The organism is Nocardia sp. NBC_01329 (genome assembly GCF_035956715.1).
Taxonomy (GTDB): domain Bacteria; phylum Actinomycetota; class Actinomycetes; order Mycobacteriales; family Mycobacteriaceae; genus Nocardia.
This window is the reverse complement of the sequence record NZ_CP108381.1, coordinates 3,526,836-3,546,029: the sequence shown is the minus strand read 5'-3', so window position 1 is coordinate 3,546,029 and position 19,194 is coordinate 3,526,836. Positions and strand designations below refer to the sequence as shown.

Below are 19,194 nucleotides of genomic sequence, written 5' to 3'. Positions count from 1 at the left end.
CGGAACGGCCCCGGAGCGCCGGTCCGTGATCGAGCCGAGCGGTTGCGATGACGAGCGGCCGGGGACCCGAGGTCGCCGCGCGGGTCGGGCGATGGCTCGGTGCCGCGATCTTGCTCTGCTTCCTCACCGGGTTGCTGAGCCATCTGATCCAGCAGCCACCCGGCTGGTTCCGGTGGCCCGCGAACCCGGCCTGGCTGTACCGGGTCACCCAGGGGACCCATGTGCTGTCCGGTATCGCCGCGATCCCCCTGGTACTGGTGAAACTGTGGGCGGTCTATCCGCGTTTGTTCGCGCGCCCGATCCTGGGCGGGCCGCGGCGAGCCCTGGAGCGACTCTCGATCGCGGTACTGGTCGGGTCGGTGCTGTTCCAGCTCGCCACCGGCCTGTCGAATATCGCGCAGTTCTACTGGTGGGATTTCTATTTCCCGGCCGCGCACTACGCCATGGCTTATCTCGCTCTGGGCGCCCTGGCCGTCCATCTCGCGGTGAAACTGCCGGTGATCCGGGACGCGCTGCGCGCGCGTTCCACTGCCACGACGCAGCCCGATCCGGGCACCCGGTTGTCGCGGCGGGCCGCTCTGGCCGGAGCCGGTACCGCGGCCGTCGTCGCGGTCCTGTCGGTCGCCGGCCAGTCGGTGGGCTTTCTGCGGCCGCTCGCGGTGCTGGCGCCCCGCAGCGGTGCCGGGCCGCAGGGGCTTCCGGTGAACCGCACCGCCGCCCGCGCCGGTATCGAGGTGTCGGCCCGAGACCCCCGCTACCGATTGATCGTGACGGCCGGGGATCGGCACCGCGAATTCACCCGTGCCGATCTGCTCGCCCTGCCGCAGACCACCGCCCGCCTGCCGATCGCCTGTGTCGAGGGATGGAGCGCCACCGCTGACTGGACCGGGGTCCGGCTCCGCGATCTGCTGGCGGCGGCGGGTGCGACCGAACTCGGTGCGGTGCGGTTCGAATCGCTGGAACCCGCCGGTATCTACCGGGTTTCGCGGCTACCGCGCATCCACGTCGTCGACGACCGAACGCTGGTCGCACTCGCGCTCAACGGCGAAACCCTGGATCTCGATCACGGTTACCCGTGCCGCCTCATCGCCCCCAACCGCCCCGGTGTCCTACAGACGAAATGGCTGTCCAGCATGGAGGTGACCCGATGAGTACCGTGCGCATCCTGCTCCTGCTCGCCGGACTCGCCCTCGCGGGATACGGCTTCACCCTGCTCGCCGACCTCGGCCCCACCACCTTTCGCGAGGTCGCGTTGTGGGCCCTCGTCGCGATAGTGCTGCACGATGCGGTGTTCGCTCCGCTGTGCGCTGCCGCGGGGTACACGGCGCGCCGGATCGTTCCCGTCACCTGGTGGTGCTTGCTCACCTGCGGTGCGGTCTGCACGGTCGCTCTGGTATCGGTCGCGCTCCCGGTGCTGCTGTCACCGGCCTCGGGCAATGCGAGCCTGCTCGATCGGAACTATCCGGTGGGCCTGGCCGCGGCGATCGTGATCACCTGGGGCGTGCTGCTGTGTGGTCATCTGCTCGCCCGTCGTCGGTGACCGGTCGATCAGCATCGGCGCCGACCTGGCTCAGGCACTGATCGCCGGCGAGGACTGTCGTGGTGCCGGCACCCGGTAACAGTGCGAGGCGGCTGGCGGTGCGGTGGATGTCGGGCGGCAGGCGGTCGCCGGTGAGACATTCGGCGAGTGGTGCGCAGGCGATGAGGTGGAGACGCCGGTCCCGGTCGCACAGGACGTCCACGAGGTTGGCGAAACGTTGCGCGGCATCGCGGTTTGCGGTGGACAGCCGGGGTAGACCGGACAGCGTCCAGTCCCGGAACCGGTCGGCCAGCCACAGATAGTCGATGGTCGAGTACGGACCATCGCAGAGGTCGATGAAATCGAACCAGACGGCGTCCCCGCGTACCGCCCGGGCGGTCACCGAGCGGCTGCCGAGGGAGATGGGCCGCCGTTCGGCCGGGGTCGGCGGCACCAGGCCGGCCTGGGCCAGCCGAGTGCCGGTACCGGGCCAGAGGAAGCCGCCGCGTTCGAACTCCGTCGCGGTACTTCCGGGCCGGCGCACCCGCCGGTAATCGACGGGACCGGCGACCTGCACCACGTCCAGCGAACTCTCCAGCGTCGCGGCCAGCGGTTCGATCAGATGGTGGAACCTCGGATCGGGCAGCAGACCCGAGGGCGGATAGTTCGAGGTGGCGACCAGGGTGATCCGCTGGGCGAAAAGAGAATCCATGGCCTTGGCCATGATGGTCGCGTCGCCGGGGTCGTGCACGTGGAACTCGTCGAAGCACACCAGCCGGTAGTCGCCGAGCAGTTCCCGGACAGCCCGGTCGCAGGCGCGGTCCTCATGGCGGTGGGCGGCGTAGCAGGTGTGGAATTCGCGGAAGAACTCGTGGAAGTGCACCCGCCGTTTGCGGGTGGTGGGGACAGCGTCGTAGAAGGTGTCGACCAGCCAGCTCTTACCGCGACCGACCGGTCCCCACACGTACACCCCACGGGGCGCGCCTCGTCCGAAAAGAGGGCGCCGGCGCGATATTTCGGCACCGAGTCGTACCAGCTGGGTGGCCGCTTCCCGCTGGGACCGGTCGAGGTCGAATCCCGCTCCCCGGGCAGCTGCCTCGAAAACCTCCGGTGCCCGACCATGCGGTGTCCCGGCCACCTTCGTCACCTCCTCGGTCCCGGAAGCCAGCCTGGCAGGACGAGGCGGCCCAGCCCAGAGACCAGGAGCACATGTGAGGATGATCGCGCGGCAGGATCCGGCGCGGGGCTCAGGTCGTGGGGGTCAGGGTGTAGTCCCGCGGGTCGAGTGTGCGGACGCGGCGGCGATACCGGGTGACCGTCCCCGGCCAATTGTTGGTGATCTTGCCGGCCGCATTGCGATACCAGCTGGAACAGAAGTTCCATGGGGTGCGTTCGAGGCGTTTCTGCAGGGCGTCGTTGAACGCGCGTTCGGTATCGGAGCGCACCTCGAGGGTGTGCCCGGGATTGTCGCCGAGCAGTTGCACCGCTTGCCGGATGTAGCGGGACTGCGATTCGATCATGTAGATGATAGAGCCGACCCCCAGGTTCGTATTCGGTCCATAGACCATGAACAGATTCGGGAAATCGGGTACGGCCATCCCGTAATAGGCGTGCGCGCCCGCGGACCACACGTCGGCGAGTTCGCGTCCACCCCGGCCGGTGATGCGCATGGGCCACAGGAACTCGGTGCCCTTGAAGCCGGTGCCGTAGATGATCACATCGGCTTCGTGCAGGGTGCCGTCGGCGGTCCGCACGCCCTGCGGGGTGATCTCGGTGATACCCGACGTGGTCACCTCGACATTCGGTTGGGTGAGCGCCGGGTAGTAGTCGCTGGAGAACAGCGTGCGTTTACAGGCGATCGGATAGTCGGGGGTGAGTTCGGCCCGTAGTGCGGGATCGTCGACGTTCTCGCGCAGATTGCGGGCCGCGATCCGGGAGACGAGTCGGCCGATGATCGGCAGTTCCACCAAACCCAAGGAGGAGATCTCCGCAGTCAGCCACCAGCCCAGCCGCTCCACCAGCAGCATCCCGGGAATCCGGGCGAACAGTTTGTGCTGGATAGGGGAGTAGTCGGTATCGAATTTGGGCAGCACCCAGGCCGCGGTGCGCTGGAACAGCGTCAGGTGCTCGACCACCGGCTGGATCTGCGGAACGTACTGGACCGCGCTCGCCCCGGTGCCGATGCAGGCGACCCGTTTCCCGGTGAGATCGATATCGTGATCCCACAGCGCCGAGTGGAACGCGGGGCCGGTGAAACTGTCGACCCCCGGGATGGCGGGCAACTGTGGCCGCGACAGCTGCCCGACCGCGGAGATCACCACATCCGCGGTGCGCGGTTCGCCACCGGCGGTGTGCACCGTCCAGGTGCCCGCCTGTTCGTCGAACACCGCTTCGGTGACCTCGACGCCGAACTCGATCCGGTCGAGCAGCTCGTGCCGTTCGGTCACCCCGCGCAGATAACCGTGGATCGCCGCCTGACCGGAGTAGCGCTGGGGCCAGTCGGGCTTCTGCTCGAAGGAGTAGGAGTACAACGGTGACGGCACATCGCAGGCGGCGCCGGGATAGGTGTTCTCCCGCCACACACCACCGAGGTCCTCCGCTTTCTCCAGAATGGTGATGTGGTCGAATCCGGTCCGGCGCAGTTCGATCGCCACACCGATGCCGCCGAATCCGGCGCCGATGATCAGGATCGACACCGGGCGTCGCGCGCTCATACACACTCCTGTCGCCACTGTGGTCTCCCTCACTCTAGGGCGGGAGCCGGGCCCACTATCGGTACTTTCGGCCAAACGTTTCCCGCCTGCGCCGCCCCCGTTCGCGAGGGCGCCGAGCGGGACGTGAAAGACGGAATTCGGCAGGGTCCGCGCGGCCCTACCGAAAATCCGTTTGCCGGGGAACTGTCCGGTCGATAGGTTGTCGCGGTTTGTCCATCCCGATGACCGAAGGAGACGCAACCCCATGGAACCGCTGACCGATCGCGAGATCAGAGCGTCGTTCGTCAATTGCTCGAAAGGCGACGCCAAACGTCTCTCCCTACCCGCTGATCTGGCCGATCGCCCCTGGGCCGACCTGGACTTCCTCGGCTGGTCCGACCTCGGCGCGCCCGGGCGCGCCTATCTCGTAGTGCCCGAGGAACAGGGGCCTGCCGGGATCGCGCTGCGCTACGAAACCTCCGGACCACGGCGTTCGCAGATGTGCACGATCTGCTCGACCACCCACAGCAACGGTGGAGTCGCGTTGATGACCGCGCGTAAGGCGGGTGAAGCCGGTCGGCGCGGCAACTCGACCGGGACCTATATCTGTGACGATCTGGCCTGTTCGCTGTACGCCCGCCGGAAGAAGACGCCCGCGATGGGCCGCGCCTATCGCGACGATTTCGATCCAGAGGTCCGCATCCTGCAGATCCAGGAGAACCTGACCGCGTTCCTGGCCCGGGTTCGCGGCTGATCATCACGGCAGATGACGACTGAGGAGAAAGAGGTAGTGGCTGTGTGCCGATGCTCGAGACCCCGCCCGGGAAGCGCTCCGGATTCCGTGCTACGACAACGGAATCCGGAGCCTTTCGCATCCTCTCCGGCCGGGGCGGACCGGTCGCGCCGGGCCGTGCCGGTCGGAGAGGATGCGCCCGGGACCGTCAATTCGGATCCGGTTCGGCCTGCCCCGCTATGAGATCGCCCAGTAGCTCGGCGATGATCGCGTGCCCGTTCTGCATCGATGCCTCCCCACCCTCTCCTTCGCTCCCGTAACGCAGTGTGATCACGTCGGTGCCGTCACCGGCCGGGCGGCGATGAACTGTGAACTCGCGGCCGGGCTCGCCCCACTGCTCGGCGAGAAGTGCGACCGGGTCCGTGGCGGCGAGTTCGGTCGCGACGGCCAGGGCAGTACAACCCAGTTCGTCCGTACGGGCCGGATCGGCACCGTGGGCCAGGAGTGACTGCACGATCCCGTAGCGGCCACGCCTGGCGGCGATCGTCAGCGGGGTACCGGGGATATTCGGGTCGGCTCCGGCCGCCAGCAGCAGTTCGACTGTTTCCCGATGGCCGTTGCCGACCGCCCACAGCAGTGGTGGCGTGCCGGGACCGATCTGCTCCGGATGCGGTGGTTCGGGAAGGTCGGGGTCGGCTCCGGCGCTCAGCAGTGCTTCGACGACGCCGATATGGTTCCAGCACGCCGCCGCGCACAGCGGCAACCCTTCGTCGGCCGCGCCGCCGGGGAGCTGCGGGTCGGCGCCGTACGAGAGCAGCAGGCGCACCACCTCCGTGGAACCGTGCACCGCTGCCGCGTACAGGGCAGTGGTTCCGTGGTCGTCCGGCTGGTCGGGATCCGCCCCGGCGATCAATAGTTTCCGCACCCGTGCCGCGCTCGCCCAGGTAACGGCCGATACCAGATCTGTCACCTGTTCATTAGAGCTACGGCGTCAATCGGATATTCCGGTCGGGGATTGCGCGCAGTGTCGGCGCCGATGGGTTCAGCGCGTGCGGTATGACCGATCACGCTCTCGTCCGGTGTACCGGACGCCTCGTCCGTGACCTGTGACCGGCGGCCGGGAATATCATATGCCTTGACAGGAATATTCCCTTACGGAAATATGGTTCGCGTGGTACGTGATGTATTCGAGGTTCTTGCCGACCCGACCCGGCGCCGGATCCTCGACCTGTTGCGCGACGGTGAGCGCACCGTCGGTGAACTGGTGGACGCACTCGGCACGGCTCAGCCGAATGTGTCGAAACACCTGCGCATGCTCGCCGCGGCCGCGCTGGTCCGAGTCCGGGTGGACGGGCCGCGCCGGCACTACGATCTCGCGCCCGCCCGGCTGCGCGAGATCGACACCTGGCTCGCCCCGTTCCGGGAGATCTGGGCCGACCGGCTCGACGAGTTCGAGCGCTATCTGGACACCGTGCCCGACGGGCAACGACCCGACGACACCTGAGGAGTGACAATGACCGACGTGACCCAGCGGCTCGGTGAGGTCCTACGCGACGGCGACCGAGTAGGCACCCGCTACGAACGCACCTTGGCGCATCCGCCGGAGAAGGTGTGGCGGGCACTCACCGAATCCGATCATCTCCGGCACTGGTTTCCCGCCGACATCATCGGCGAGCGGCGGGCGGGCGCCGAGGTCCGTTTCCGGTTCTGGCCGGAGGCGGTGGAACGCGCCGATGCCGAACTGGCCGAAGCCGGTATCGATACGGAGGATCCGGAGCTCCCGGGTCGGATCCTGACCTGGGAGCCGCCGCGCCTCTTCGAATTCCGGTGGGACGACGAGCATCTACTGTTCGAGATCGTGCCCGAGGGCACTGGATCCCGGCTGCTGTGCACGGTCTGGTTCGGTACGCCCGGCCCGCACGGGATCTCGGGCACTGCCGCCGGCTACCACGTCTGCCTGGACGAACTCGTCGAGTCCCTCGATACGGGCTCGGCCGGCGTGGTCGACCGGGAACGGGTCATCGCGCTCGAGGGCCGATACGCCGAGGTCATCGGCTGACCGTGCCCCACCGCGGTAGGCGGCCACGGGTATCAGACCAGCAGCAGGGTCCGGCCGAGTGCGGCGCGGGCCTCGATGGCGGCGTGTGCCGCGGCGGCGTCGGCCAGCGGGAAGGTCTGCCCGACCACCACCTCGAGCTTTTCGGTGGCGAGTAGGTCGAGTATTTCCGTGGCGTAGCGGGCGCGGTTGTCGTTTCCGAGGCTCAGGTCGTAGAGGCCGAGCACCCGTACGCCGCGTTCGCGCGCTGCGTCCGCGGCCGTGCCGGCGAATTCGCCTGCCGCCGCGCCGTATCCGATGAAGAGCCCAGCGGCCGGGGTGATCCGCAGGGCGGCGTCGCCGAGGTCGCCACCGGCGCCGTCGAAGACCACATCGGGTTCCTTGCCGCCGGTCGCGGCGAGCACCTGTTCGGTCCAATCGGTTTCGGAGTAGTCCACGACAATCCGCGCCCCCAGCCGCCGGGTCAGGGCGAGTTTCGTCTCGCCCTGGGCTGCCGCGATCACCTGGGCCCCGGCGCGATGGGCCAGTTGGGTGAGCAGCGTGCCGAGACCGCCCGCCGCGGCGGTGATCAGTACCCGTTGTCCGGACCGGATCTCGGCGCGTTCGAACGCGGCGAGTGCGGTATGGCCGTCGTGGACCACGGCGGTCGCCTGTTCGACGGTGACCGCGTCCGGTATCCGGTTCAGTTGATCCACGCCGGCGAGGGCCTGTTCGGCGTAGCCGCCGATGGGCAGACCGCCGCCGACACCGCTGGCGACGGTCCGCGAGGTGACTCTGGTGCCCAGGAGCGCGGGATCGACTCCCGGCCCCACGGCCGTGACCGTCCCGCCGATCCCGCCGCCGGCCACGTACGGCGGTTGTACGGCGAAGAAGTCGGTGCCCCATCCCGAGCGCAGCCGGGTATCGAGGAACATCACATCCGCCGCGGCGACCCGCACCAGAACCTGTCCGGCCTCCGGTTCCGGGACCGGTAATTCCTGGACCTCCAGCACATCCGGTCCGCCGAATTCCCTGACCTGTACAGCCTGCACGACACTCTCCTCGGGTTCGATACGCGTTGAACTCGACCAGTCTGAAACCTTCACATAGGTTCAGGTCAAGGGTCGGCCGGCGACCACCGATTCCGGACGTGTTTCCGGCGGCCGGTAAGGACGAATTCGTGACATCGGCTTCCGGCTGCCCGGCGTGGCGGCATCCGAGGGGCAGGATCGGAGTATGCGAGTACTGCTGACCGGCGCGGCCGGATTCATCGGTTCCCATATCCACGCCGCGCTGCGGGCGGGCGGTCACGAGGTGGTGGCCGTCGACCTCATGCTGCCCGCGGCGCACGGCCCCGGCGCGGAACCGCCGGCGGGTGTGCACCAGGTGGATATCCGCGCGGCCGCCGGCCTCGACCCGCTGCTACCCGGTATCGATGTGGTCTGCCACCAGGCCGCCGTGGTGGGCGCCGGGGTGAACACCCAGGACGCCCCCGCCTACGCCGGACACAACGACTACGGCACGGCGGTACTGCTGGCGGCGATGGAACGGGCCGGCTGCTCCCGGCTGGTTCTGGCTTCGTCGATGGTGGTGTACGGGGAAGGGCTCTACCAGGGGCCGCGCGGGATCGTCGCGGTCATGGGTCGCAGTCGCGAAGATATTGCGGCCGGCCGGTTCGAGCACCGTGACAACGGAACGGACCTCAGGTGGGCACCGGTCCCCGAGGACACGCCGGCGCGGCCGCGGAGCCTGTACGCGGCGAGCAAGGTGGCACAGGAGAATTACGCGACCGCCTGGGCCGCCGCGACCGGCGGTGCGGTCACCGCACTGCGCTACCACAATGTCTACGGTCCCGGAATGCCCAGGGATACACCGTATTCCGGAGTAGCCGCCATATTCCGATCCGCGCTGGCGGCGGGGCGGGCGCCGCAGGTCTTCGAAGACGGACGCCAGGCCCGGGATTTCGTACACGTCACCGATATCGCCGCGGCCAACATGGCCGCGATCGAGGCCGCGCTGCCCGGGTTCGCGCCGTTGAACATCTGCTCGGGACATCCCGTCACGATCGGTGAGGTCGCCCGGACCCTCGCCGCCGCGCACGGTGGCCCGGACCCCGTGGTCACCGGTGCGGTGCGGTCCGGAGATGTGCGGCATATCGTCGCCGATCCGGCCCGGGCTCGGCAGGTGCTCGGGTTCTCCGCGCGGATCACACCCGCGGCCGGACTGATGGAATTCGCGACCGCGCCGCTGCGCCCGACAGCTGCCGGCGCGACGGTCGGATGAGCATTCGGCCGCTAGCCCGAATCGGCCGGTAACCGGATCTCGAACCGGCAGCCCACCTCCCGGTTCGCCACCGTTATCGCACCCCGATGCGCCTGCATGAGACCAGCGGCGATGGCCAGGCCCATCCCGCTACCGGTGGGAATGCCGGTATCCGCCACAGGGGAGTGTGCCGCGTTGCCGCGGTAGGCGAAGACTCGGGGGAAATCGGTGGCCGCTGTCCCGGGTCCGGAATCGTCGACCAGGGTCCAGACCCGACCGTCGGCCTGCTCGGCGGTGATCACCACCTCGCCGCCCGGCGGGGTGTGGGCGATGGCATTGGACACCAGATTGGCCAGCACCCGGCCGAGCGCCTGATCGTCGGCCGCGACCGGTAGCGGTGCGGCCGGCAGGCAGGCGCTGAACCCGACCCCGGCACGGTCGGCCGTGGCGCGAGGGGCGGCGTAGATCTCGTCGATCAATTCGCACAGATCGAGCGGTTCGAGGTCGAGCCGCAACGCACCCGCCGAGATCTCGGACATCTCGAAGAGATCGTCGACCATCCGGGACAGCCGCCGGTTCTCCCGGCCGATCTGCTCGGCGTACCGGGCGATATCGGCCGGATCGGCCACCACGCCATCGCTGAGCGCCTCGGTCATCGCTCGAACTCCGGCGAGCGGGGCCCGCAGATCGTGGCACACCCAGGCCACGAGTTCCCGGCGCGACTGTTCGACGGCGCGTTCCTGTTCGCGGATCTGCCGCTCCCGCGCAATTTTCCGATCCTGTACCCGGCCCAGGAGAACGGCGGCCGGAACGGTGACCGCGGCGACCAGCAGCAGCACGATGGACGTCCGCCGGAATTCGCCGGTGATAGACCCGCCGGTCGCGGTGATCCCGGCCAGGGCGGCCAGCGTCGGGATGAGTACCAGCACCGCCGTGCTCGCGGTGTGCGAACGGTCGCGCAGCGCGCGCAGGGCCAGGACGCCCGCCAGCACCACCGCGAGTGAACAGGCCAGCGTGTAACCGATGATCTCCATGTACATGGATGCCTCACCAATTCGTCATCAGCAGATGGACCAGGAGCAGGGCTCCCGCGGCCTGCACCGTGAGCCAGGGGCGAACATGTCCGCGCGGCAGGAAGGCCGTCGCCGCGAGCAGCCACATATCGAACGGCAACCAGATCCGTTCGGTTTCCGCCTTGCTCAACCCGCTGAGGTCGGCGGCGGCGACAGCGCATACGGCGGCGGCGACCAGCAGTGCGGCCGGGTCGAGCGTACGCAACCGGGCCGGCGCCAGCGCCCGCGACAGGGCCGCGGCGGTCGCGAGTCCGACCGCGCAGATCGTGGCGGCGAGATTGCCCCACCACCAGTAGCCGAAGGGGCGCGTGGCGGCGATTCCCTGGTAGTAGCGCTCGACCACCAGGTGGTAACCGTCCATCCACCAGAAACCGGCGGCGGCGAATCCGGCCACCACCAGGAGCGCACCCGATAGAGCGGGTAACAGCGGGCGGACGGTGCGGGCGCCGATCAGGACGGCGACGGCGAGGAAACCCATCAGGATCAGGCCGTAGTTCAGGAAGATCCCGAAGCCGAACAACACTCCGGCCGCGAACGCGACCGGTACCGCGGCCCGGCGGGTCCCGGGGGGAGCGGGTCCCGGATCCGGGGGCCGACCGGCAGCACGTAGCGATGCAGTTCTGGCGAGATATGTGGATTCGGTGCCCGCGGCGACAGCCAACAGCGCCACCGCCCACGCGGTGACACCAGCGAAGAAGGCATCGGCGGAGACCGCGATCCAGATCGCCGCGGGGGCGAGCACGAGGAAGGGGAGTGCGGTCCGCGCGCGCTCCTCGGCGCCGAGGGCACGCAACGCCACCGCGACCGCGACCGGCGCACTGCATCCGGCGAGGACGCAGACGATGCCCGCCCAGGTGGATCCGCCCAGACCGATCCGATCGAGCAGTACGAAGAACAGCAGGGCGCCGGGAGGATGGCCCGAGACATGTGTGGTCCAGGAATCCGGTTGCCCGTCGACGATCCGGTCGGCGAACGACCGCAGCATCGCCGGAATATCGGTGACACCTGATACCTCGGCGAGATATTCGTGACCATCCGCGAGCCGCGCGGTGAACCCGCGCCGCCACCCGTCCACCAGGGCCAGTGCGAACGCCCATACCACCGCGCAGAGATAGCCGACGGTGAGCAGCCGGCGCCACGGCAGGCGGTCGGCCAGCGCCGGACCTCCGATGATCACGGCCGCGGCGAGAGCCACGGCGGGGAGAGTGCCCCAGCCGATATGCGGCGACCAGTGGCCGAAAACGGGGGCCGCGGCGGCGAACAGGCTGCGCCGCCATGGTTCGCTCGCCAGTTGCGGGACGGTGAACGCCACCGCCACGAGGAGCGCGGCGGCCGCGGCACCGAGTAGTTCGCCCCGGACCCGGCTGCGGGGGGCGGTGATCTCGATCAACTCCGGCACAGAGGCCACCCTAGGCCGGTCCGCCCCGGTGAAAGCGCATTCACCAGGGAACCGGACACGACGTCATGGTTTTGTCACAGGTTTTCCGCCGATTCGGGCTTAGCGTTGCACCTATGCCGACAGAGCACCGCGAACCGGCCGGCATCACCGTGGTGATCCCGTGCCGGAACGAAGCCGAAGCGTTGCCGGCGGTTCTGGCCGCGCTACCGGCCGGATATCAGCCGATCGTGGTCGACAACGGCTCGACCGACGACACCGCCGCCGTCGCGACCGGATACGGCGCCCGCGTAGTCGTCGAACCGCGGCCCGGCTACGGGTCCGCGGTGCAGGCCGGTATCGCTGCGGCCGGGATCGGACTGGTCGCCGTTCTGGACGGTGACGGATCGATGGATCCGGGGGAGTTGCCCCTGCTGGTCGCCGAGATCCGGGCCGGCGCCGATCTCGCGGTCGGCCGACGGTGTCCGGTGAGCGGCGGAATCTGGCCGTGGCACACCCGGCTCGGCAATCGTGTCGTCGCGCGCCGGTTGCGCCGGCGCTACGGATTGCCGGTGCACGACATCGGCGCGATGCGGGTCGCGGACCGGCAGCGGCTGGAATCGCTGGGCCGGTTGCACGATCGCTTCGGTTACCCGCTGGAGCTGCTCGTGCGCGCCGCGGCCGCCCGGTGGGATGTCCGGGAGGTCGATATCAGTTACCGGGCACGGGCCGGTGGGCGATCGAAGGTATCCGGGTCGGTCCGGGGATCGTTGCGAGCCACCCGGGATTTCCTGACGGTCCTGCGATGAGCCGGGCCGGGGATTCGCCCGCCGCCGACGGAGATACCGGCGACACAGCGGATGCCGAGCGCGTGCCGGTAGCGCTCTTGGTGGTCGCCAAGGCGCCGGTCGCCGGATACGCCAAGACCAGGCTGACTCCGCCGCTGACACCGGTGCAGGCGGCCCGGCTGGCGGCCGCCGCCCTGCTGGACACACTCGACGCGGTGGGCGCGTGTCCCGTCGCGCATCGGGCGGTCGCGTTCACCGGCGATCTGGCCGCCGCGGAGTCCGGCGCCGAGATAGCGGCGAAACTGGCGGAATTCGAGGTGATCGCGCAGCGTGGCCCGGGTTTCGCGGTGCGGCTGGCGAACGCCCACGCCGATACCGCGCGTACGGGCCTGCCCGTCCTGCAGATCGGGATGGACACCCCGCAGGTGAGTACCCGGGTGCTCACCGAGGCGGCCCGGGTGCTCGCCGCGGGGTCCGACGCGCTGCTCGGCCGGGCCACCGACGGCGGCTGGTGGGGGCTGGGCCTACCCGATCCACGGGCCGCCCGCCTGCTCGCGGAGGTGCCGATGTCGACCGCGCGCACCGGCGACCACACCCGGGCGGTCCTACGCGCGAACGGGTATCGGGTCGCGGAACTGCCGGCGTTCACCGATGTCGACCACTACGCCGACGCCCTACGGGTCGCCGCCGACTGTCCCGGTCGATTCGCTGCGGAGGTGGCGATCCTCGGCGCGCCGCGGGCCGTGCGGTGATCGGCCGGTTCGATCCCGCTCTGACCGGCCGCGACTGCTGGATTCGTTCCGCCGACGGTGATCGCACCCGGTTGCCGACCCGCCGCTGGCTCGGCGGCACCCGGATCACCGCCGTCGACCGGCATGTGGACTCGGCGCTCGTCGGCTGTTGCGACGGACCGACAGTGGATCTGGGCTGCGGGCCGGGCCGGCTGGTGGAGGCATTGTGCCGGCGCGGCGTCATCGCGCTCGGTGTCGATGTCTCGCCCACCGCGATCGCGGTGACCCGCCATCGTGGCGCGCCCGCGGTGGCCCGCGATATCTTCGGTCCGTTACCCGGTGACGGCCGATGGCACTACGCCCTGCTCGCCGACGGCAACATCGGGATCGGCGGCGACCCGCACCGTATCCTGCGCCGGGTTTCCGGGCTGCTCCGCCCCGGCGGCCTCGCGATAGTCGAATTCTCTTGTCCTGGAACAGGTATCAGTGTCCGGCAGATCCGACTCGAAACCCGCACCGAGGCCGGCGACTGGTTCCCCTGGGCGGAGGCGGGTATCGATCACGCGGCCGGGCTGGCGGGCGAGACCGGATTCGATCTGTTGACCACAGCGGATATCTCGGGTCGCCATATCGCCTGGTTGCGCAGTGCTGCGCGCCGCTGAACCGGCGGGATCAAGCCGGGGCGAAGCACTGTCGATAGAGGGCACGCATCTCCGGTTCGAAATCGGATACCGGCCCCTCCGCGACCACACCGGGCACGACCTGTGCGATCGGCAGCGCGGCAACCGGCGACGACGGCGCGTCCCATTCGCGCAGCCAGCCGGTGAGCTGACCGGACGAGGTGGCGAACACGATCCGGCCGAGCCCCACCCAGCCGTGGGCCGCCGAACACATCGCGCAGTGCTCACCCGAGGTGTACACCGTTGCCGCCGCGCGCGCGGCCGGGCTCAGGTGGGCGGCCGCCCAGCGGCAGATCTCGAATTCCGGATGCCGGGTGGCATCGCCGCCGGCGACCCTGTTGCGGTCCTCGAACAGCACCTCTCCGGTCGCGGCGACCAGTAGCGAGCCGAACGGCTGATCGCCCGCGGCAAGCGCCTCGCGCGCGAGTGCGACACAGCGGCGCAGGTGATCCACATCGTGCGAGGAAAGCGTCATGGGCCCATCCTCGCCGATATCGCCCCGCATATCCGGCGCGATCCCGCGGCGGCCCTGCTCCCGGCACAGATACGGCCGGTCGCGTGTGGCGGCCGGCCGATATCTGTCGCGGATCAACGCGCGGGTTGTTCGGGAGTGGTGGTCTCCTCGGTGGTCGTGCTCGGGTGCGGCGCCCGCGAGGTGCTGTTCGCCGCGATCTGGGTGGGTACGGGGCGGGTGGTCGTGGCTACCGGCGCAGTGGTCGGTTCCGGAGTGGCCGGGGTCGCGCCGATCTCCGTCGACTCCGGGGTGGGGGCGGGCTGCTCGGTCGTGGATGCCGTGGCCGGCGGAGCCGTGGAGCTATCGGTCGTCGACGGCACAGCGGTGGATGAACCGGTCGAGGGTTGCGTGGTGACCGGGGCGGTTCCGCTCGTCGTCGGCGCCGTGGTCGTACCGGTGGCCGGTGTGTTCGTCGGGGCGGTCGTGGTCTCGGCCGCCGCGCGGTAGGCGTCGTCCAGATCTTCGGGCGTGGGCGTCGACTGCGTGTTCACCGATTCACCGGCCTGTGCCTGCTTCGCCAGATGGGTGAGCCAGGCGGCCGCGTATTCGGCCGAGGTCAGCGTTTTGCCGTTGCCCGGATCGGCGTCACGCCAGTAGTCGAAATGGTGACCGGTGGCGTTGGGGCCGAGTGTGAGCTTGTAGGGGTCGGACAGGATCACCGGGATGGTGTTCTGGTTGGTGACGATCAACCCGACGATCTCGTTGAGGACCTTCTGTGGCAGATAGGCCAGCGGTGACATCTCATCGGTCGAGATGGAATCTGCCGGGGTGGGATCCGGTGTCGTGGTCTCGCCGGGCTTGTAGGCCGGGTCCGAGACCCGCAGCAGCACCTCGAGGAATGTTTCGTCACTGGCCATCCAGTTCGGCTGCGACTGGATATCGGCCAGTGCCAGCAGCGCGACCCGGCTGAGGACCACCGCGACATCCTGACCGGTGGCGGGGTTGAGTCCCTCACGTTCGAGGGCGTCGACGTTCATCTGCCGCGCCACGTTGACCACCAGTTGCAGCAGCGAGATATTGTCCGGCGCCGCGCAGGTGAGGTCGCCGTCGGAGCAGAAGGAGGCGATCTTGCCGTTCAGCGAACCGAAGTCGCCGCTGGTCCCGGCGACCGCGCCCTGTCCGGGGACCGGCTTGCCGCCGTTCTGGTAGAGCTGGTCGAAGTTGTCCGGGTTGCCGTGGGGGTTCTGGGCGCCGGGGAACGGTCCGTCGCCGGCCGAGCGGCCGGAGTCGGCGAGGATGACCACACCGGTGACCTTGTTCGGATCGACGATGGCGTAGCCGCCGTCCTGTTGTTCCTGATGGCCGATCTCCATCGCGACCCGGCGCACCACATCGGCGCCCTCGCTGTACCCGACGATCGCGAACTGGGTATCGGGGCAGGCCTGGGCGATCTCGCGCATCACCTGCCGGGTGTTGGCGACACCGGTGGTGACGGCGTCCTCATACGTGGCCATATTCGCCGGGTAGGCGATGTAGACGGCGGCGTACGAGCCGGGGTCCACATCGTCGGCGGGCGCGTTGACCACCGGGTCGACCCATTCACTGCTGTGATCCCCGGACAGCGCGGCGGGCAGCGGATTCCCGTTCGCGTCGACCAGGAGTTTCGTGGTCCCCGCGGCCGGTGTGTCGCCGCGACCGGCCACCGAGACGGTGACCATATCGTGGCATTCGGTGACCGATGCCTTCAGGAGCGTGTCGGCCTGCTGGGCCGGTGAGGTCACCGAGTACGCGGCGGCCACCGCGGCCACCACGCCGAGGGTGGCCGGGGCGGCGATCGCCGTGGCGAGCCGATGCTGCACGAGGTAGGTGCGGCAGCGCACCAGGTAATCACTTCGGAAAGCCATGTCCCGAGCTCCATCCCATTGTTGATAAATGGACGGACAGGCCCCCCGACGGGCCATTGCGTCACCGATGAGTTCGCGCGGCGGGTGCGCAACGTTACGGCGTGCGATCATGCGGTCCGGCGGAGGCCGTAGCGAAGGCGGAGGTATCGCCTTGGCTACGGTGTGTGATCATGCGGTCCGGCGGAGGCCGTAGCGAAGGCGGAGGTATCGCCTCACTTCGGGTCGAGTGCCCCCTCGTGGTAGCTCACCGCCGGGTTCCACAGGAAGAAACTGTCGATCCCAGTCCGACGGGTCGCATCGATCTGTGCTCTGACCTGGGCATCTCCATAATCGGCGCCGTGGCTGAAGTCTTGGAGCCACGGGATCACCTTCGCGTTCGTGCCTTTGGTCACGGTCTGGAAATCCCGGAGCGACGCCGCCACAATGTCGTAGGGCTGGTTGTTCGGATCCGCTACGCCGTACTCTCCGGGACCCCAGTGCGAGGGGTAGATCATCGGTGCCACGAAGTCCACCTGGCGCGCGATGAGCCCGATGTCCTGGGCAATCTGGTCGGGCCGGGAGGCGGCGATACCGTAGACCGCCGCGCTGAGATGGGCACCGGCCGCGTGCACCGGTTCCCGGGCCTGTCCCAAGAAGCCCGCGACAGCCTTGGTGGCCGGTCCGGCCAGTCCGGGAAATTTCATACTCGACAGGCTGCCGTCGGGCCGGCGTACGTAGTCGTACATGATTCCGTCGAAGCCGAGCTCGCCGGCCTCGACCGCGAGCGCGATGTTGTACGCGCGCACTTCGGCATGGGCGAAATTGGTGAACGCGATCGCACCGTAGTGGCTGGAGTAGGGCTGCCCCGCCGGATCCTGGACCACCCAGTCGTGGCGTCCGTTGTGCCAGGCCCAGCCCGCGAGAGTGGGATCGCGGAACGCCACGATCCGGCCGACCACCTGCACACCCATATCGTGTAGCTGCCGCACCGCGTCGCGGGCCCGATAGATCGGGGTGGCGGCGCCGGTACTGCGGGCCAGCGGGACTTGCGAGGCGTAGCCGACCACGCCGTCCTCGTCTTTGATATCGAGCTGGACGGTGTCGATACGGCCCTGCCGGGCCATGTTCAGGACGGCTTCGCGCATACCGGTGTCCGACCACGCATACGCGGTGACGTGGACCGCGCGCATCCGCGGCAGATCGATCCCCGCGGCCAGCGCCCGGCTCGTCGCATTGCCCGCCGCGTCGACCGCGACCACCTCGGAGCCGGAGGGATGGTGCGGCAGTTCGGTCTCGAAGCTGCCGTCCGCCGCGGGCGTCACGGTTGTCGCGCCGATCGAGACCCGTGCGGCGTCGGGTGCGCGACCCCGCACGGTGACGGGGTCGCGATAGGAGGCCGCGGCGTCCGGCGGTGTGACCTCGAGTTGCGGTGCGGTGGTGTCGACGGTGAAGGTCGCCGCGGCGGTGGGACCGTCGCGCAGCCGGCCTAGCGGCCCGCCGGCCGGGATCTCCGCGGTGAAGGTGTGCTCGCCGTCCGCCAGCCCTTCGGGTCGGTAGAGGACCGAGTCGCCGTCCACTCGGCCGGTGACCGCCGTACCGTCCACGGTGAGTTCCACCGCGTGCGGATCGTGACCGGTGGCGTCCACGCGCAGGACCAGATCCCGCAGGGCCGCGGCGCCGACCGGGCCCGGGGGCAGACCGGTCAGGGGGAGTGCGGGGGCCGGAGATCGTCCGGCCCCGATCCCGGCCGAAACCAGCAGAACCGCCAAGAGAACACCGAAGGTCAGGGCCACCAACCGTTTACGATCGACAGCCCGGAACCGCATGAGCACAACGCATCAACTCCCACGAACACTTGTCCCGTCAATATGGACAGATCGCGCGCTTTCCAATCCCTTTCCCGGAGATGGAACGTAAATCGTTGTCGGCACGTAACATTCGGGCGATGGTGCGATTCCCGGGAGCAGTCGGACGGGCAGTCGTGGTGGCTCTCGCGTTCGTGAGTGCCGCTGCCTGCGGGGGAACACCCGAGGCAGCGCCCCCGGCGCCGGCTCCCCCCGCACCACCACCGGCGCCCACACCCGCCTTGCCGGATCCGGCGGCCGTCGGTGCCGACGAACTCGGCCGCGTCCCGATCCTGATGTACCACCAGCTGTCCGCGCGGCCCGGTGGTGAATACGACCAGACACCCGCCGAGTTCCGAGCGGAACTCGACCGCCTCCACCGCGAGGGCTACCGTCCGATCACCGCCGCGCAATACGCCGCGGGGACCGTGGACATCCCGGCGGGCACACATCCGGTCGTCCTGACCTTCGACGACTCCACGACCAGCCAGTTGCGGTTCACCGCCGACGGCGCACCGGCCCCGGACTGTGCGGTGGCGATCCTCGAGGAATTCGCGGCCCGGCATCCGGATTTCCCCGCCCGCGCCACCTTCTATGTCACCGACGCCCCCTTCGGCGGCGATCCGCGGGCCCTGCCGTGGCTGGCCCGGCACGGTTACGAGATCGGTGCGCATACCGCGACCCACCAGGACCTCGGATCGCTGGACGCCGGGGGAGTGCAGCGCGAACTCGCCCAGAACGTGCAGGCGATCGGCGCCGCCGCTCCGGGCACCGAGGTGACCACCATGGCGTTGCCGCTCGGGTCCTCTCCCGCCGATCCGGGGCTGGCGCTCGCGGGGGCCTGGGGCGGCACCCCCTACCGTTTCGGGGCGGTCATGCTCGTCGGCGCGAACCCGGCGCCCTCACCGTTCGGCGCGGTGGATCCGGGCGCGGTACCGCGAATCCGGTCCGGCCTCGGGCGGGTCCCGTTCGATTCGGCGTACTGGCTCGACGAACTCGCCGCGAACCCGGGCGGGCGTTTCACCTCCGACGGTGACCCGGAGCGGATCTCGTTTCCGCGCGCCGTGGCGGGTGAGCTCGGTCCGCGCTGGGCCGGGCGGGCCGCCCCGTACTGACCGGCCGGG

19 protein-coding genes are annotated in these 19,194 nt (G+C 69.4%); 10 read left to right on the top strand and 9 right to left on the bottom strand.

The genetic code is table 11. The features are described 5' to 3' along the window. Positions 1-47 precede the first annotated feature (47 nt). On the top strand, positions 48-1,151 hold the full coding sequence (locus tag OG405_RS15940; protein WP_327147287.1) for a molybdopterin-dependent oxidoreductase: 1,104 nt from the start codon (positions 48-50) through the stop codon (positions 1,149-1,151). After that, entirely contained in the window at positions 1,148-1,540 is a 393-nt protein-coding gene (locus OG405_RS15935) for a hypothetical protein (protein ID WP_327147286.1), read from the top strand. The genes OG405_RS15940 and OG405_RS15935 overlap by 4 nt, the downstream gene beginning before the upstream one ends. Here OG405_RS15935 and zapE read toward each other — a convergent pair. Both zapE and OG405_RS15925 read right to left on the bottom strand, forming a co-directional pair. Then, entirely contained in the window at positions 1,491-2,666 is a 1,176-nt protein-coding gene (zapE, locus tag OG405_RS15930) for a cell division protein ZapE (RefSeq protein WP_327147285.1), read from the bottom strand. The two genes, OG405_RS15935 and zapE, sit on opposite strands and share 50 nt — an antisense overlap. Positions 2,667-2,766: 100 nt before the next feature. Then, complete coding sequence (locus OG405_RS15925) at positions 2,767-4,233, bottom strand: flavin-containing monooxygenase (RefSeq protein ID WP_327147284.1); 1,467 nt, start codon at positions 4,231-4,233, stop codon at positions 2,767-2,769. A 244-nt stretch (positions 4,234-4,477) separates the two neighbouring features. Here OG405_RS15925 and OG405_RS15920 point away from each other — a divergent pair, with 244 nt between their 5' ends. Further along, the gene (locus OG405_RS15920) at positions 4,478-4,966 is read left to right on the top strand and encodes an FBP domain-containing protein (RefSeq protein WP_327147283.1); all 489 of its coding nucleotides are present in this window, start codon (positions 4,478-4,480) and stop codon (positions 4,964-4,966) included. Positions 4,967-5,153: 187 nt separating this feature from the next. Here OG405_RS15920 and OG405_RS15915 read toward each other — a convergent pair whose 3' ends face one another. Beyond that, positions 5,154-5,915, bottom strand: a complete 762-nt coding sequence (locus OG405_RS15915; RefSeq protein WP_327147282.1) for an ankyrin repeat domain-containing protein — start codon at positions 5,913-5,915, stop codon at positions 5,154-5,156. Between the two features lie 201 nt (positions 5,916-6,116). On the opposite strand from OG405_RS15915, the gene OG405_RS15910 reads away from it, so the two are divergent. Continuing rightward, entirely contained in the window at positions 6,117-6,449 is a 333-nt protein-coding gene (locus OG405_RS15910) for an ArsR/SmtB family transcription factor (protein WP_327147281.1), read from the top strand. 9 nt (positions 6,450-6,458) lie between these two features. Beyond that, a complete protein-coding gene (locus tag OG405_RS15905; protein ID WP_327147280.1) occupies positions 6,459-7,004 on the top strand; it encodes an SRPBCC domain-containing protein in 546 nt (181 codons plus the stop codon). A gap of 32 nt (positions 7,005-7,036) precedes the next feature. Here the strand turns inward: OG405_RS15905 and OG405_RS15900 are convergent, their stop codons facing one another. After that, the gene (locus tag OG405_RS15900; protein WP_327147279.1) at positions 7,037-8,032 is read right to left on the bottom strand and encodes a zinc-binding dehydrogenase; all 996 of its coding nucleotides are present in this window, start codon (positions 8,030-8,032) and stop codon (positions 7,037-7,039) included. Between the two features lie 184 nt (positions 8,033-8,216). Between OG405_RS15900 and OG405_RS15895 the strand changes: the two genes are divergently transcribed. Next, a complete protein-coding gene (locus OG405_RS15895) occupies positions 8,217-9,263 on the top strand; it encodes an NAD-dependent epimerase/dehydratase family protein (RefSeq protein WP_327147278.1) in 1,047 nt (348 codons plus the stop codon). 11 nt (positions 9,264-9,274) lie between these two features. Here OG405_RS15895 and OG405_RS15890 read toward each other — a convergent pair whose 3' ends face one another. Next, positions 9,275-10,282 carry a sensor histidine kinase gene (locus tag OG405_RS15890; RefSeq protein WP_327147277.1) on the bottom strand — a complete coding sequence of 336 codons (1,008 nt, stop codon included), beginning with the start codon at positions 10,280-10,282 and terminating at the stop codon, positions 9,275-9,277. A gap of 7 nt (positions 10,283-10,289) precedes the next feature. Continuing rightward, a complete protein-coding gene (locus OG405_RS15885; RefSeq protein WP_442790563.1) occupies positions 10,290-11,714 on the bottom strand; it encodes a hypothetical protein in 1,425 nt (474 codons plus the stop codon). Between the two features lie 113 nt (positions 11,715-11,827). Between OG405_RS15885 and OG405_RS15880 the strand changes: the two genes are divergently transcribed. Genes OG405_RS15880 through OG405_RS15870 form a run of 3 tightly spaced genes read left to right on the top strand, consistent with a single transcriptional unit; the run spans position 11,828 to position 13,871 of the window. Further along, complete coding sequence (locus OG405_RS15880) at positions 11,828-12,499, top strand: glycosyltransferase family 2 protein (RefSeq protein WP_327147276.1); 672 nt, start codon at positions 11,828-11,830, stop codon at positions 12,497-12,499. Further along, on the top strand, positions 12,496-13,230 hold the full coding sequence (locus OG405_RS15875; RefSeq protein ID WP_327147275.1) for a TIGR04282 family arsenosugar biosynthesis glycosyltransferase: 735 nt from the start codon (positions 12,496-12,498) through the stop codon (positions 13,228-13,230). The genes OG405_RS15880 and OG405_RS15875 overlap by 4 nt, the downstream gene beginning before the upstream one ends. Beyond that, positions 13,227-13,871, top strand: coding sequence for a methyltransferase domain-containing protein (locus tag OG405_RS15870; protein WP_327147274.1), 645 nt, complete (start codon positions 13,227-13,229; stop codon positions 13,869-13,871). Before OG405_RS15875 ends, OG405_RS15870 begins: the two co-directional genes overlap by 4 nt. A gap of 10 nt (positions 13,872-13,881) precedes the next feature. On the opposite strand, the gene OG405_RS15865 is transcribed toward OG405_RS15870, so the two are convergent. The 3 genes from OG405_RS15865 to OG405_RS15855 form a co-directional block, all read right to left on the bottom strand. Beyond that, the gene (locus tag OG405_RS15865) at positions 13,882-14,364 is read right to left on the bottom strand and encodes a nucleoside deaminase (RefSeq protein ID WP_327147273.1); all 483 of its coding nucleotides are present in this window, start codon (positions 14,362-14,364) and stop codon (positions 13,882-13,884) included. A 113-nt stretch (positions 14,365-14,477) separates the two neighbouring features. After that, entirely contained in the window at positions 14,478-16,247 is a 1,770-nt protein-coding gene (locus OG405_RS15860) for a cutinase family protein (RefSeq protein ID WP_327147272.1), read from the bottom strand. Positions 16,248-16,459: 212 nt separating this feature from the next. After that, positions 16,460-18,052: a putative glycoside hydrolase gene (locus OG405_RS15855; RefSeq protein ID WP_327147271.1), complete on the bottom strand. Its 1,593-nt coding sequence runs from the start codon at positions 18,050-18,052 to the stop codon at positions 16,460-16,462. A gap of 119 nt (positions 18,053-18,171) precedes the next feature. Between OG405_RS15855 and OG405_RS15850 the strand changes: the two genes are divergently transcribed. Further along, positions 18,172-19,185 carry a polysaccharide deacetylase family protein gene (locus OG405_RS15850; protein WP_327147270.1) on the top strand — a complete coding sequence of 338 codons (1,014 nt, stop codon included), beginning with the start codon at positions 18,172-18,174 and terminating at the stop codon, positions 19,183-19,185. Positions 19,186-19,194: the final 9 nt, after the last annotated feature.

Excerpts from the sequence above, each read along its gene's own strand:
- OG405_RS15925 (WP_327147284.1), bottom strand. The coding sequence starts at position 4,233 with ATGAGCGCGCGACGCCCGGTGTCGATCCTGATCATCGGCGCCGGATTC.
- OG405_RS15920 (WP_327147283.1), top strand. The coding sequence starts at position 4,478 with ATGGAACCGCTGACCGATCGCGAGATCAGAGCGTCGTTCGTCAATTGC.
- OG405_RS15890 (WP_327147277.1), bottom strand. The coding sequence starts at position 10,282 with ATGTACATGGAGATCATCGGTTACACGCTGGCCTGTTCACTCGCGGTG.
- OG405_RS15905 (WP_327147280.1), top strand. The coding sequence starts at position 6,459 with ATGACCGACGTGACCCAGCGGCTCGGTGAGGTCCTACGCGACGGCGAC.
- OG405_RS15895 (WP_327147278.1), top strand. The coding sequence starts at position 8,217 with ATGCGAGTACTGCTGACCGGCGCGGCCGGATTCATCGGTTCCCATATC.
- OG405_RS15880 (WP_327147276.1), top strand. The coding sequence starts at position 11,828 with ATGCCGACAGAGCACCGCGAACCGGCCGGCATCACCGTGGTGATCCCG.
- OG405_RS15850 (WP_327147270.1), top strand. The coding sequence starts at position 18,172 with ATGGTGCGATTCCCGGGAGCAGTCGGACGGGCAGTCGTGGTGGCTCTC.
- OG405_RS15940 (WP_327147287.1), top strand. The coding sequence starts at position 48 with ATGACGAGCGGCCGGGGACCCGAGGTCGCCGCGCGGGTCGGGCGATGG.
- OG405_RS15855 (WP_327147271.1), bottom strand. The coding sequence starts at position 18,052 with ATGCGGTTCCGGGCTGTCGATCGTAAACGGTTGGTGGCCCTGACCTTC.
- OG405_RS15935 (WP_327147286.1), top strand. The coding sequence starts at position 1,148 with ATGAGTACCGTGCGCATCCTGCTCCTGCTCGCCGGACTCGCCCTCGCG.
- OG405_RS15875 (WP_327147275.1), top strand. The coding sequence starts at position 12,496 with ATGAGCCGGGCCGGGGATTCGCCCGCCGCCGACGGAGATACCGGCGAC.
- OG405_RS15865 (WP_327147273.1), bottom strand. The coding sequence starts at position 14,364 with ATGACGCTTTCCTCGCACGATGTGGATCACCTGCGCCGCTGTGTCGCA.
- OG405_RS15860 (WP_327147272.1), bottom strand. The coding sequence starts at position 16,247 with ATGGCTTTCCGAAGTGATTACCTGGTGCGCTGCCGCACCTACCTCGTG.